Origin of the sequence: Paenibacillus sp. FSL R5-0914 (assembly GCF_038004525.1) — a bacterium.
Lineage (GTDB): Bacteria > Bacillota > Bacilli > Paenibacillales > Paenibacillaceae > Paenibacillus_AQ.
This window is the reverse complement of sequence record NZ_JBBORH010000001.1, coordinates 901,805-915,831: the sequence shown is the minus strand read 5'-3', so window position 1 is coordinate 915,831 and position 14,027 is coordinate 901,805. Positions and strand designations below refer to the sequence as shown.

The following is a 14,027-nucleotide window of genomic DNA, read 5'->3' as shown; positions in this document are numbered from 1 at the left end:
TCGTGTTTGTTAAAAATATCGGTCTGCAGCATTATCGGAATTACGGGCTGCTGCGTCTGGAGAGCTTGGGCGATGTGAATCTGATTCTGGGTCAGAACGCCCAAGGCAAAACAAACCTCATGGAGGCATTGTTCGTCCTGGCGATGACCAAAAGCCACCGCACCTCGAAGGATCGCGAACTTATCTCATTTGATGCCCCTGGAGACGCTGCTCAGATCATTGCCGAGGTAGAACGTAAGTACGGCGATCTCAAGCTAGAGCTCACCCTATCTGCCAAAGGTAAAAAAGCTAAGATTAACGGTTTAGAACAGCGACGTCTTAGTGAGTTTGTGGGATCACTCAATGTGGTCATGTTTGCACCGGAAGATTTAGAGATAGTCAAAGGCACACCTGGCATCAGACGGCGTTTTCTCGATATGGAGATTGGCCAAGTCCAGCCCAGTTATCTATTTCACCTCCAGCAGTATCAAAAAATTCTCTTACAAAGAGGCAATTTGCTGAAGCAGTTGTGGGGGAAAGAGGCAGCGGGAAAAGACCTTTTGGAAATTTGGGATGCTCAACTTGTGGAGCATGGTGTTAAAATCGTCAAAAAAAGGAAACAATTCATAAAGAAGCTGCAAATATGGGCTGAAAGCATACACCGGGGGATTACGAACGGCGGAGAAGAACTGAAATTGCTCTATGTCCCCTCTTTCGGCGATCGGGATGAGGAAGATGAAGCTGTCTTATTAGACAATTTTATGTTAAAGTTATCACAAACGAGAGAACAAGAAATCAGGCGCGGTATGACGCTGACGGGTCCCCATCGGGATGACCTGTCCTTTTTTATCAACGGAAGGGAAGCTCAGGTCTACGGTTCTCAGGGACAGCAGCGTACAACGGCTTTATCGCTCAAGCTGGCGGAAATCGAGCTGATCCATGAAGAAATCGGAGAATATCCTGTGCTGCTTCTTGATGATGTTTTATCCGAGCTTGATCCTTACCGACAGACCCAGCTTATTGAAACCTTTCAAAGCAAGGTACAGACATTCATTACCGCTACCGGGATTGAGGGTCTGAATGCCGATAAATTAAAGGGCGCCAGCCTATATCATGTTCATGATGGAAAAGTGGAGTTATAAAGAGCGGAGGAAGATCATGTATATTCATTTGGGCGGGGAGAAGATTATTCGCTCTTCGGAGTTAATTGCAATATTTGATATTTCGATTGAGAAATCTTCCAAGGTGTCTAAGCAATTCGTCATTCACTCTGAGCAGGACAAGAAGCTTGAGCGGATTGGTGAAGAGGAAGCAAAATCTATTGTCGTAACTAAAAATATCGTGTATTACTCCCCCATTTCCTCCTCCACTCTTAAAAAAAGAGCCAAAATTTTGCTCGAAATATAACTTGCGTTTAGTAACAAAGAGATAATCTGAAAGAAGTAGGTGAAGGCATGTCAATGAATCAACCGACATATGATGAGAGCCAGATTCAGGTACTGGAAGGGCTAGAAGCTGTCCGGAAACGTCCGGGCATGTATATTGGTTCCACTAGTTCTAAAGGTCTCCATCACTTGGTGTGGGAGGTCGTAGATAATAGTATCGATGAAGCCCTAGCAGGTTATTGTGACCGGATTCAAGTGATTATTCATGAGGATAACGGGATTACTGTTATCGATAATGGACGTGGCATACCTGTAGGTGAAAATGAAAAACTTAAAAAGTCGACGCTTGAAGTTGTAATGACAGTACTGCATGCAGGCGGTAAGTTCGGCGGCGGCGGATATAAAGTATCAGGCGGCTTACACGGTGTGGGTATCTCCGTAGTAAATGCCTTGTCTGAGAAGGTTGTTGTTAATGTTAAGCGTGATGGGCATATTTATCAGCAGGAATACAGACGTGGTGCACCACAGTATGAGATCAAAGTTGTTGGAGATACGGAAGAGACAGGTACGACTACAACTTTTCATCCGGACCCTGAAATCTTTACTGAAACCACGGTCTTTGAATATGCGACACTGCTTACTCGTATTCGGGAGCTAGCTTTTCTTAACAAAGGAATTGAGCTTTCACTGCATGATGAGCGGACCGATGTCACCAACGTGTTCAAATATGAGGGTGGTATCGTTGAATATGTGAAATATCTGAATGAGAAAAAAGAAGCGCTGCACGAGGAACCAATCTACGTGGAAGGCTCACGGGATATGATTCAGGTTGAAGTAGCTCTCCAATATAATGATTCGTATACAGAGAACATCTACTCTTTTGCGAATAATATTAATACCCATGAGGGCGGAACGCATGAATCCGGCTTCAAAAGTGCTTTAACACGTATTATCAACGATTACGCCCGTAAAGCGGGTGTGCTGAAGGATGGTAATTCAAATCTGACTGGCGATGACGTGCGTGAAGGATTGACAGCCATTATTTCTGTCAAAATTCCAGAGCCTCAGTTCGAAGGTCAAACGAAGACTAAGCTCGGAAATAGTGAAGTCCGTGGAATAGTAGAATCACTGTTCGGAGAGAAATTGCAGGAATTCCTGGAAGAGAATCCGGCAGTATCACGCCGTGTCCTTGAGAAGTCGCTTTCAGCTTCACGTGCACGAGAAGCCGCTCGTAAGGCTCGTGAGTTAACCCGCCGTAAGAGTGCGCTTGAAGTCAGTGCACTACCTGGTAAACTTGCGGACTGTTCATCCAAGGATGCGTCTATCAGCGAACTGTATATCGTCGAAGGTGACTCTGCGGGTGGATCGGCCAAGCAGGGCCGGGATCGTCATTTCCAAGCGATTCTACCGCTGCGTGGTAAGATTCTAAACGTAGAAAAGGCACGCTTAGACCGTATTTTATCCAACGCCGAGATTCGGGCTATTATTACTGCTCTTGGTACAGGAATCAGTGATGATTTTGACCTATCGAAGGCTCGTTACCATAAAGTCGTTATTATGACGGATGCCGACGTCGATGGAGCTCATATTAGAACTTTGTTGTTAACATTCTTCTACCGTTACATGCGGAAGCTAGTAGATGCAGGTTACATCTATATCGCACAACCGCCATTGTTCAAGATAGAACGCAACAAAGTGATCCGTTATGCAGGCAGCGAGAAGGAACGCGATGAGATTATCGCCTCTTTTGGTGAGAATGTTAAGGTCAATGTTCAGCGCTACAAAGGTTTGGGTGAAATGAATGCTACCCAGCTGTGGGACACGACGATGGATCCTGAGGCTCGTATGATGCTACAAGTAACTATTGAAGATGCGATGCTCGCTGATAGTATCTTTGATACGCTGATGGGCGATAATGTTGAGCCAAGACGTGACTTTATCCATGAGCATGCGAAGAGCGTCAGATACCTTGATGTGTAACAATTACATTCAAGCATAAAAACCTCCGGCTTCTGTTCCTAACGGAATGAGAATGCTGGAGGTTTTTTTGGTTTCAGAGCTGATTTTTTAGGTTTTAGTATATTGCCTATTGCGGGTAGTATATGGGGATTTTCTAGCTTTTACACGTCCGTATGCTACAGCATAGCGGTGTATTCTACGATAGATAGATTTATCAGGAAATAACTTGAATACAATAATGGATGGAAGCGTGTTGACCTCAAGCAGCCACATATCCATATGCTGATCCATGGCAATATCCAGACCAATTTCTTTAATTCCTGGATAGGTGGTTTCCAATTGGCCTGCAATTTGTACGCCTAAAGATTTTAATTGATTAATCGTGGAGAGTGTTTCAGAAGGGTTCATATGATTTTTTAATAATGTATTTACTGACAGAATACTGCCTCCACTATGATAATTGGTGACGATTTTCTGAGGGGCAGCTACTCTTCCGAGCATTCCTGTTGTTTCCCATGCACCTGATGGAGTCTTTTGGGCAAGAACTCGAAGGTCGAAGGGACGATCTTGGTGACGCAGGAGATCAATTCCTTTTTGGACGAGGTAGGTACGGTTCTGAATTCGTTTCTGTAAGGCCTCATGCAGCTCTTCGGGGGAGAAGAAAACTTCTGCCGTCTTTGCATATCTTAAAATATATAGGACCTGTGCTTCTTGCTGTTCTCTCTCCTCGTTATTGGCGGTGACATTCATTTCAGTCTTCTGCTGGCTAGGACTTAAAATCACCGTACGCTGCTCAGCTCTCATTACACCAATACCAAAGCTTCCGCGATCAGGTTTTATATAGACCATAGCATATAACGCAAGCATTTCTTTAAGAACACTTAAATCATATTTACGAGTATCAGGCACATATAGAGATAGAGATTGATTTTGAAGGATAACTTTTGTTTTAGCCCATTTACTTGGGACTCGTTGAATCTTCATTATCTTCCTCCTTAACAATTTTGTGCAGCATTTGCTCTTTGGAATTCCCTTGTACAAAACTTGCTGTGGAAGCATAATCTTTGGCAGCTGAAAATCAGGACAAGCTACCTAAACAATGGTATAATATAAGGATATGGGGTTATGCCTTATCGAACGATACTAGGATAATAAAACCGTGTTTCTTGTCTTTACAGTCTATGTACTAAAGACATTTGCGGAAAGGGCGAATACCCTAATCAGCGCAAAAGAAATCAATATTAGAAGATAAAAGGCTATCATGTTTAATTGTGCTACTTTTGTGAAAGTAATATAATTAAGGGTAGCGGTTTTTTAACTGAAGGAGGTCCAGCAACTCATGGCTGAACAAAATAACCCACAAGTCAAAGATCGGGACATTGGCGTGGAAATGCGTGAATCCTTTATGGATTACGCAATGAGCATCATTGTTAGCCGGGCTTTGCCAGATGTGCGGGACGGACTCAAGCCGGTTCACCGACGCATTTTGTTTGCGATGTCGGAACTTGGAATGTCTGCGGATAAGCCTCATAAGAAATCGGCAAGAATCGTCGGTGAGGTTATCGGTAAGTACCACCCTCACGGTGACTCAGCCGTCTATGAAACAATGGTACGGATGGCTCAGGATTTCTCTATGCGCTATATGCTTGTGGACGGTCACGGGAACTTTGGTTCGATTGATGGTGATATGGCTGCAGCGATGCGTTATACAGAAGCCCGTCTTTCCAAGATTGCAGGCGAAATGCTTCGAGATTTGAACAAAGAAACAGTTGATTTCGCACCCAACTATGATGGTGAAGAGAATGAGCCAGTTGTATTACCAGCTCGCTATCCGAACCTGCTCGTTAATGGGGTATCTGGTATAGCTGTAGGTATGGCTACTAATATTCCACCGCATAACCTAGGTGAAGTTATCGATGGTGTGCAGGCGATGATTAAGAATCCTGACATCACCCCTATGGAATTGATGGAGTATATTCAAGGCCCAGATTTCCCAACGGCTGGATATATTTTGGGTCGTGAGGGTATTCGTCAGGCTTATCGTACGGGGCGTGGTTCAGTGACCATGCGTGCAAAGGCAACGATTGAAGAGAATAACGGTAAGGCTCGCATCATTGTACATGAGCTGCCGTATCAGGTGAACAAGGCAAGACTGGTTGAAAAAATCGCAGAATTAGTACGTGAGAAACGGATCGAGGGTATAACGGATCTTCGAGATGAGTCTGACCGTAACGGTATGCGTGTAGTTGTTGAGATGAGACGTGATGTGAATCCAAATGTTGTGTTGAACAATCTATATAAACATACTTCTATGCAATCTACATTTGGTATTAACATGCTGGCCATCGTGAACAATGAGCCGAAAATTCTTAATCTGCGTGATGTGCTCTATCATTATTTGCAGCACCAGATTGAAGTTATTCGTCGTCGTACTATATTTGATCTTAAAAAAGCTGAAGCACGCGCTCATATCTTAGAAGGTCTGCGTATTGCGCTGGATCATCTGGATGAAGTGATTGCGTTAATTCGCGCTTCTCGGACAACGGATATAGCCCGCGAGGGATTAATGAGCACCTTTAGCCTCAGTGTAGAGCAGGCTCAAGCGATCCTAGACATGCGGATGCAGCGTCTGACCGGTCTGGAAAGAGAAAAGATCGAGAATGAATATAACGAATTGCTAGCTAAAATTGCAGAGTACCGTGAAATTTTGGCGAATGAGCATCTTGTACTGGAAATCATCAGTAACGAGCTGCAGGATATTCGTGATAGATATTCTGATGAACGCCGGACAGAGATTACCGTTGGTGAAGAAAGTATCCTGGATGAAGACCTTATTCCGCGTGAAGAGGTTGTTATCACTATTACACATACGGGATACATCAAACGTCTACCTGTCAGCACCTACCGCAGTCAGAAGCGTGGAGGGCGCGGAGTCATGGGGATGGACACCAAGGATCAGGACTTTGTGGAGCATCTCTTCGTGAGTAACTCTCATAACTATCTGATGTTCTTTACCGATAAGGGTAAGGTGTACCGGATTAAAGCTTATGAGATCCCAGAGCTGGGACGTACAGCACGTGGGACACCAATCATCAACCTGATTCAAATTGAACAAGGTGAGAAGATTAGTGCCGTAATCCAAGTGGAAGAAACCGATAGTGACAAGTACTTGTTCTTTGCTACCCGCGAAGGTATCGTGAAGAAGACGCCACTTGAGGATTACAATAACATCCGCAAAGGCGGACTTATCGCTATTAACCTTCGTGAAGAGGATTCTCTAATTGAGGTTAAGCTGACAGATGGACAGCAAAATCTTATTATCGGTACAGCTCGCGGAATGTCGATTACGTTCTCAGAGAATGATGTTCGTTCTATGGGTCGTAGCGCGACAGGCGTGAAGGGCATTACGCTTGATAGTAATGACCATGTCATCGGTATGGATTGTGTCGATAAGGAGCTTGAGGTTCTGATTGTTACTAGCAAGGGTTATGGTAAACGGACACCAGCCGGTGACTATCGATCCCAGACTCGTGGTGGTAAAGGAATCAAGACCATTAATCTCACTGAGAAGAATGGCCCTGTAGTTGGTCTAAAAGTCGTTAAGAACGATGAAGACTTAATGATCATTACTACAAGCGGTACCTTGATTCGTACCAGCATGGATGGAATCTCTACTATGGGTCGTTATGCGCAAGGGGTTAAGCTAATTAACATCCGCGAGGATGATGCTGTGGCTACTCTGTGCAGAGCAGATAAGAACGAAGAGGACGAATTGTCTGAAGATATGGAAGGCCTCGAGGAACAAGTAACAGTAGATGAATCTGGTGATATTGATCAACCGGAAACAATCGCTGAGGATCAAGAAGATAACTTAGAGTAGGTTATATTCAATAAAGAGCAAGGGCTTCTATTACAGAGACCCTTGCTCTTTTTGCTGTGATTAATTAATAGCTAGTTATTTAATGAAATGTAATGAGGATTTTTATAAGAATAGTTTTCATTTCACTAGTCGCTTCCTTTTATCCGTACTATAATTAGCCGATAGAGTATAAATCAGTATATAAAGTACTATTTTCTCAGAAATTATCTGTCATATTAGATTTCGGTAATCCTGAGCTTATTGTTATAGAAATTAAGGGGCTGAGTATATGCCAAGTGTATTGGCTGGAGAAGTTAAAGCGGGCTCAAAGATAACCAAAGATGTAATTACACCTTTGGGGGGGATTTTGTTCACCAAGGGAAAAATACTACTCCCCCGTGATCTAGAAATTTTAGAAGCTTTTTTGGTTGGGCAAGTGGAGATCGAAGGTGTTCAGGGAGAGGCCAACTCTGATGCTGTCAAAAAAAACGCCAAGCAGACAGCACTTAAAGCTGGAGCGATTATAAATGAATCGATGCTGATCAAGAACAATTCCCCACTACATGATGAATATGAAAAAATGATCGCACTTATTAGGACCAGCTATCGTTCGGTAACGGCAGCCTCACTTCCTATTTTTGAGTTGCGGAGTCAATTAGAGTTACTTATTAGTCATTTGAAGGATTATCATGTGTTGAAGTTTTCTCCACGTACGCTAAAAGACGAGGATTACAACTATCACAATGCCGTACTGTCCGCGTTAACATCATATAAGATCGCTCAGTGGTGCGGGTATCCGCAAAAGGATTGGATGCAGATCGCTTTTGCCGGATTGCTACATGACATCGGAAACGCAAAAGTAGATAGTTCTCTTTTACATAAGCCGGAGTCACTTAATAGTGCTGAAATAGAAGAGGTTCGCAGACATACTACATATGGCTATCAATTGTTGCGTAATGTTACAGCGATTAATGAAGGGGTAAGACTAACAGCATTGCAGCATCATGAGAAGGTTGACGGGTCTGGATACCCACTTAAGCTAGAAGGTAGCCAGATTCATTTTTACGCTAAAGTAGTTGCAGTAGCAGATATATTCCATGCAATGACTCTAGAAAGGGCCTATAGAAAAGCACAGTCTCCTTATTTAGTGTTAGAGCAGATAATGACAGAAAGCTTCGGTAAGCTCGACCCAGTCGTTGTACAGACCTTTATACAGAAGAGTACCGATTTGTTTAATGGAACCAGAATACGTCTAAGCGATGGACGTCATGGAGAGATCATATTTACTGACCGTGCTAATCCAACACGTCCTATGATTAAGGTAGAGGGTACGATTGTTAACCTAATGTTGGAGCGAGATTTGTATATTCAGGAGATCATTGCTTAGAGAAGGAAATATTAAGAGACTGCATAACTGAGACTGTGCTAACAGGTATATACCAATATATTAAAGGGAATTGATAGCACAGTCTCTTATTTATAGATTATATTAAAAAAAAGTGTTGCAATGAATCTCTATACATGATATATTCTAAGTCCGGCCAAGAAATACACATGCCGAGCTCGAAAAAGAAGTTAAAAAAAGAGCTTGACATTAAACGGCTGAACATGATATAGTATAAGAGTTGCTGCTGAGACATTAAATGGCGCCAACGAGAACTTGATCTTTGAAAACTGAACAACGAGTGAGTAGGAAATCACGAAAGTGAAATCCAAAATTAGAGAATTAATTTTCTCGTCAGATGTTTCAAAATGAGCATATCGCTCTTTTCAATACTAATTGGAGAGTTTGATCCTGGCTCAGGACGAACGCTGGCGGCGTGCCTAATACATGCAAGTCGAGCGGAGTTACTTTGAAAGCTTGCTTTCAAAGTAACTTAGCGGCGGACGGGTGAGTAACACGTAGGCAACCTGCCCCTTAGACTGGGATAACTACCGGAAACGGTAGCTAATACCGGATAATTTCTTTTTTCTCCTGAAGAAAGAATGAAAGACGGAGCAATCTGTCACTGAGGGATGGGCCTGCGGCGCATTAGCTAGTTGGTGGGGTAACGGCCCACCAAGGCGACGATGCGTAGCCGACCTGAGAGGGTGAACGGCCACACTGGGACTGAGACACGGCCCAGACTCCTACGGGAGGCAGCAGTAGGGAATCTTCCGCAATGGACGAAAGTCTGACGGAGCAACGCCGCGTGAGTGATGAAGGTTTTCGGATCGTAAAGCTCTGTTGCCAGGGAAGAACGTCCGGTAGAGTAACTGCTATCGGAGTGACGGTACCTGAGAAGAAAGCCCCGGCTAACTACGTGCCAGCAGCCGCGGTAATACGTAGGGGGCAAGCGTTGTCCGGAATTATTGGGCGTAAAGCGCGCGCAGGCGGTCATTTAAGTCTGGTGTTTAAACCTTGGGCTCAACCTGAGGTCGCACTGGAAACTGGGTGACTTGAGTACAGAAGAGGAAAGTGGAATTCCACGTGTAGCGGTGAAATGCGTAGATATGTGGAGGAACACCAGTGGCGAAGGCGACTTTCTGGGCTGTAACTGACGCTGAGGCGCGAAAGCGTGGGGAGCAAACAGGATTAGATACCCTGGTAGTCCACGCCGTAAACGATGAGTGCTAGGTGTTAGGGGTTTCGATACCCTTGGTGCCGAAGTTAACACAGTAAGCACTCCGCCTGGGGAGTACGGTCGCAAGACTGAAACTCAAAGGAATTGACGGGGACCCGCACAAGCAGTGGAGTATGTGGTTTAATTCGAAGCAACGCGAAGAACCTTACCAGGTCTTGACATCCCTCTGAATCCACTAGAGATAGTGGCGGCCTTCGGGACAGAGGAGACAGGTGGTGCATGGTTGTCGTCAGCTCGTGTCGTGAGATGTTGGGTTAAGTCCCGCAACGAGCGCAACCCTTAACTTTAGTTGCCAGCAAGTAATGTTGGGCACTCTAGAGTGACTGCCGGTGACAAACCGGAGGAAGGTGGGGATGACGTCAAATCATCATGCCCCTTATGACCTGGGCTACACACGTACTACAATGGCCGGTACAACGGGAAGCGAAGCCGCGAGGTGAAGCCAATCCCATCAAAGCCGGTCTCAGTTCGGATTGCAGGCTGCAACTCGCCTGCATGAAGTCGGAATTGCTAGTAATCGCGGATCAGCATGCCGCGGTGAATACGTTCCCGGGTCTTGTACACACCGCCCGTCACACCACGAGAGTTTACAACACCCGAAGTCGGTGGGGTAACCCGCAAGGGAGCCAGCCGCCGAAGGTGGGGTAGATGATTGGGGTGAAGTCGTAACAAGGTAGCCGTATCGGAAGGTGCGGCTGGATCACCTCCTTTCTATGGAGAATCGTCTTCTGCAATGAAGACATTCAAATCGGAAGTTAAACTTCCAAAATCTCAGGTTTAGGCCTGTTACTCACTCGTTGCTCAGTTTTGAGAGTTTAAGCTCTCAAGTAAGACTTGATCCTTGAAAACTGGATACCGAAACGAATTTGCGTTTTAGAACATCTTTTAGCAACTTGTGCAAACAAGTAAATGTTATTAGTGAGATGATTCCAAAGAGAATGTCATTGTATGATATTTTCCTGCGGAAAAATCAAGGTTAAGCTAATAAGAGCACACGGAGGATGCCTAGGCGCCAGGAGCCGACGAAGGACGTGGCGAACAACGAAACTGCCTCGGGGAGCTGTAAGCAAGCTTTGATCCGGGGGTGTCCGAATGGGGAAACCCAGCTGTGGTAATTCGCAGTTACTCATCTCTGAACACATAGGAGATGTAGAGGCAGACCAGGGGAACTGAAACATCTAAGTACCCTGAGGAAGAGAAAACAATAGTGATTCCGTCAGTAGCGGCGAGCGAACGCGGAACAGCCTAAACCTAAGAGCTTGCTCTTAGGGGTTGTGGGACGTCTCACATGGAGTTACAAAGGAATATGGTAGGTGAAGAGGTCTGGAAAGGCCCGCGATAGAGGTAAAAGCCCTGTAGCCTAAACTGTGTTCTCTCCGAGACGGATCCCGAGTAGTGCGGGGCACGTGAAACCCCGTATGAATCCAGCAGGACCATCTGCTAAGGCTAAATACTACCTGGCGACCGATAGTGAAACAGTACCGTGAGGGAAAGGTGAAAAGCACCCCGGAAGGGGAGTGAAATAGAACCTGAAACCGTGTGCTTACAAAAAGTCAGAGCCCTATCTATGGGTGATGGCGTGCCTTTTGTAGAATGAACCGGCGAGTTACGTTTAACATGCAAGGTTAAGTCGAGAAGACGGAGCCGCAGCGAAAGCGAGTCTGAATAGGGCGAATGAGTATGTGGACGTAGACCCGAAACCGTGTGATCTACCCCTGTCCAGGGTGAAGGTGCGGTAACACGCACTGGAGGCCCGAACCCACGCATGTTGAAAAATGCGGGGATGAGGTGGGGGTAGCGGAGAAATTCCAATCGAACTCGGAGATAGCTGGTTCTCCCCGAAATAGCTTTAGGGCTAGCCTCGGTATAAGAGTAGTGGAGGTAGAGCACTGATTGGGTGCGGGGTCCGCAAGGATTACCAAGCTCAGTCAAACTCCGAATGCCATATACTTATTGCCGGGAGTCAGACAGTGAGTGCTAAGATCCATTGTCAAAAGGGAAACAGCCCAGACCATCAGCTAAGGTCCCCAAGTGTGTGTTAAGTGGGAAAGGATGTGGAGTTGCACAGACAACCAGGATGTTGGCTTAGAAGCAGCCACCATTGAAAGAGTGCGTAATAGCTCACTGGTCGAGTGACTCTGCGCCGAAAATGTAACGGGGCTAAACACACCACCGAAGCTATGGCTAGATACGTATGTATCTGGGGTAGGGGAGCGTTGTATGTGGGTTGAAGGTGTACCGTAAGGAGCGCTGGACAGCATACAAGTGAGAATGCCGGTATGAGTAACGAAAAGATCAGTGAGAATCTGATCCGCCGAAAGCCCAAGGTTTCCTGAGGAAGGCTCGTCCGCTCAGGGTAAGTCGGGACCTAAGGCGAGGCCGAAAGGCGTAGTCGAAGGACAACAGTTTGAAATTACTGTACCACCGTAATCCGCTATGAGCGATGGGGTGACGCAGGAGGGTAGTGACGCGGACTGATGGATATGTCCGTCTAAGCAGTGAGGCTGATGTGTAGGCAAATCCGCACATCATTAAGGCTGGGCTGTGATGGGGAGCGAAAATTATAGTAGCGAAGGTCATGATCTCACACTGCCAAGAAAAGCCTCTAGCCAGGAGAAGGTGCCCGTACCGCAAACCGACACAGGTAGGCGAGAAGAGAATTCTAAGGCGCGCGGAAGAACTCTCGTTAAGGAACTCGGCAAAATGACCCCGTAACTTCGGGAGAAGGGGTGCCCCGGTAGTGTGAATAGCACGAGGGGGCCGCAGTGAAAAGGCCCAAGCGACTGTTTAGCAAAAACACAGGTCTGTGCGAAGCCGCAAGGCGAAGTATACGGGCTGACGCCTGCCCGGTGCTGGAAGGTTAAGGGGAGTGGTTAGGGGTAACCCGAAGCTATGAACCGAAGCCCCAGTAAACGGCGGCCGTAACTATAACGGTCCTAAGGTAGCGAAATTCCTTGTCAGGTAAATTCTGACCCGCACGAATGGCGTAACGACTTGGGCGCTGTCTCAACGAGAGATCCGGTGAAATTTTAATACCTGTGAAGATGCAGGTTACCCGCGACAAGACGGAAAGACCCCATGGAGCTTTACTGCAGCTTGATATTGAATTTGGGTACGATCTGTACAGGATAGGTGGGAGCCGTAGAAATCGGAGCGCAAGCTTCGGTGGAGGCGCCGTTGGGATACCACCCTGATCGTATCTAGGTTCTAACCTAGTACCCTTACCGGGTACGGGGACCGTGTCAGGCGGGCAGTTTGACTGGGGCGGTCGCCTCCTAAAGAGTAACGGAGGCGTTCCAAGGTTCCCTCAGAATGGTTGGAAATCATTCGAAGAGTGCAAAGGCATAAGGGAGCTTGACTGCGAGACCTACAAGTCGAGCAGGGACGAAAGTCGGACTTAGTGATCCGGTGGTACCGCATGGAAGGGCCATCGCTCAACGGATAAAAGCTACCCTGGGGATAACAGGCTTATCTCCCCCAAGAGTCCACATCGACGGGGAGGTTTGGCACCTCGATGTCGGCTCATCGCATCCTGGGGCTGAAGTAGGTCCCAAGGGTTGGGCTGTTCGCCCATTAAAGCGGTACGCGAGCTGGGTTCAGAACGTCGTGAGACAGTTCGGTCCCTATCTGTCGTGGGCGCAGGAAATTTGAGAGGAGCTGTCCTTAGTACGAGAGGACCGGGATGGACGTACCGCTGGTGCACCAGTTGTTCCGCCAGGAGCATGGCTGGGTAGCTACGTACGGACGGGATAAGCGCTGAAAGCATCTAAGCGTGAAGCCCCCCTCAAGATGAGATTTCCCAATTAGTAAGACCCCTTGAAGACGACGAGGTAGATAGGTTGGAGGTGGAAGTGCAGTAATGCATGGAGCTGACCAATACTAATCGGTCGAGGGCTTATCCTATACTTAAAATGCAAATTCAATTCGGATTCAGTTTTCAGGCATCAAGCCTGTAACACGCTTAGAAATTCATTCTCACTTCTGGTGATGAACGAAATTTCACGCGGCAGCGTCTGTTTCACAGACGCATGTTTGGTGGCGATAGCGGAGGGGTTCCACGCGTACCCATCCCGAACACGACCGTTAAGCCCTCCAGCGCCGATGGTACTTGGACCGAAGGGTCCTGGGAGAGTAGGACGTTGCCAAGCACGCAAGACCACTGTTGAGTAATCGACAGTGGTCTTTTTGTTATGTATATTTATTTAAGGATTGTTGCAAATT

The 14,027-nt window shown here is 46.4% G+C and carries 6 protein-coding genes and 3 rRNA genes; 8 read left to right on the top strand and 1 reads right to left on the bottom strand.

Annotated features, from left to right (window positions below; genetic code table 11):
• Positions 1–2 precede the first annotated feature (2 nt).
• The 3 genes from recF to gyrB are packed head-to-tail and all read left to right on the top strand — an operon-like array spanning position 3 to position 3,344.
• A complete protein-coding gene (recF, locus tag MKX60_RS03925) occupies positions 3–1,121 on the top strand; it encodes a DNA replication/repair protein RecF (RefSeq protein ID WP_042123050.1) in 1,119 nt (372 codons plus the stop codon).
• A gap of 16 nt (positions 1,122–1,137) precedes the next feature.
• Complete coding sequence (remB, locus tag MKX60_RS03920) at positions 1,138–1,386, top strand: extracellular matrix regulator RemB (protein ID WP_036677731.1); 249 nt, start codon at positions 1,138–1,140, stop codon at positions 1,384–1,386.
• Between the two features lie 47 nt (positions 1,387–1,433).
• Positions 1,434–3,344 carry a DNA topoisomerase (ATP-hydrolyzing) subunit B gene (gene gyrB, locus MKX60_RS03915; RefSeq protein WP_042183779.1) on the top strand — a complete coding sequence of 637 codons (1,911 nt, stop codon included), beginning with the start codon at positions 1,434–1,436 and terminating at the stop codon, positions 3,342–3,344.
• A gap of 87 nt (positions 3,345–3,431) precedes the next feature.
• On the opposite strand, the gene MKX60_RS03910 is transcribed toward gyrB, so the two are convergent.
• A complete protein-coding gene (locus MKX60_RS03910) occupies positions 3,432–4,307 on the bottom strand; it encodes a YheC/YheD family protein (RefSeq protein ID WP_341059103.1) in 876 nt (291 codons plus the stop codon).
• Between the two features lie 355 nt (positions 4,308–4,662).
• On the opposite strand from MKX60_RS03910, the gene gyrA reads away from it, so the two are divergent.
• From gyrA to rrf, 5 genes are all read left to right on the top strand, one after another.
• Positions 4,663–7,203 (top strand): DNA gyrase subunit A, encoded by a 2,541-nt coding sequence (gene gyrA, locus MKX60_RS03905; protein ID WP_042183783.1) that lies wholly within the window; start codon positions 4,663–4,665, stop codon positions 7,201–7,203.
• Between the two features lie 268 nt (positions 7,204–7,471).
• Positions 7,472–8,569, top strand: a complete 1,098-nt coding sequence (locus MKX60_RS03900; protein WP_076285065.1) for an HD-GYP domain-containing protein — start codon at positions 7,472–7,474, stop codon at positions 8,567–8,569.
• A 390-nt stretch (positions 8,570–8,959) separates the two neighbouring features.
• A 16S ribosomal RNA gene (locus MKX60_RS03895) occupies positions 8,960–10,517 on the top strand.
• 263 nt (positions 10,518–10,780) lie between these two features.
• Positions 10,781–13,709, top strand: a 23S ribosomal RNA gene (locus MKX60_RS03890).
• A 128-nt stretch (positions 13,710–13,837) separates the two neighbouring features.
• Positions 13,838–13,954 (top strand): 5S ribosomal RNA (gene rrf / locus MKX60_RS03885).
• Together the 16S, 23S and 5S rRNA genes form the textbook arrangement of a ribosomal RNA operon.
• The last annotated feature ends 73 nt before the right edge of the window (positions 13,955–14,027 follow it).

Coding starts and splice junctions, on each gene's coding strand:
- remB (WP_036677731.1), top strand. CDS start 1,138: ATGTATATTCATTTGGGCGGGGAGAAGATTATTCGCTCTTCGGAGTTA.
- MKX60_RS03900 (WP_076285065.1), top strand. CDS start 7,472: ATGCCAAGTGTATTGGCTGGAGAAGTTAAAGCGGGCTCAAAGATAACC.
- gyrB (WP_042183779.1), top strand. CDS start 1,434: ATGTCAATGAATCAACCGACATATGATGAGAGCCAGATTCAGGTACTG.
- gyrA (WP_042183783.1), top strand. CDS start 4,663: ATGGCTGAACAAAATAACCCACAAGTCAAAGATCGGGACATTGGCGTG.
- MKX60_RS03910 (WP_341059103.1), bottom strand. CDS start 4,307: ATGAAGATTCAACGAGTCCCAAGTAAATGGGCTAAAACAAAAGTTATC.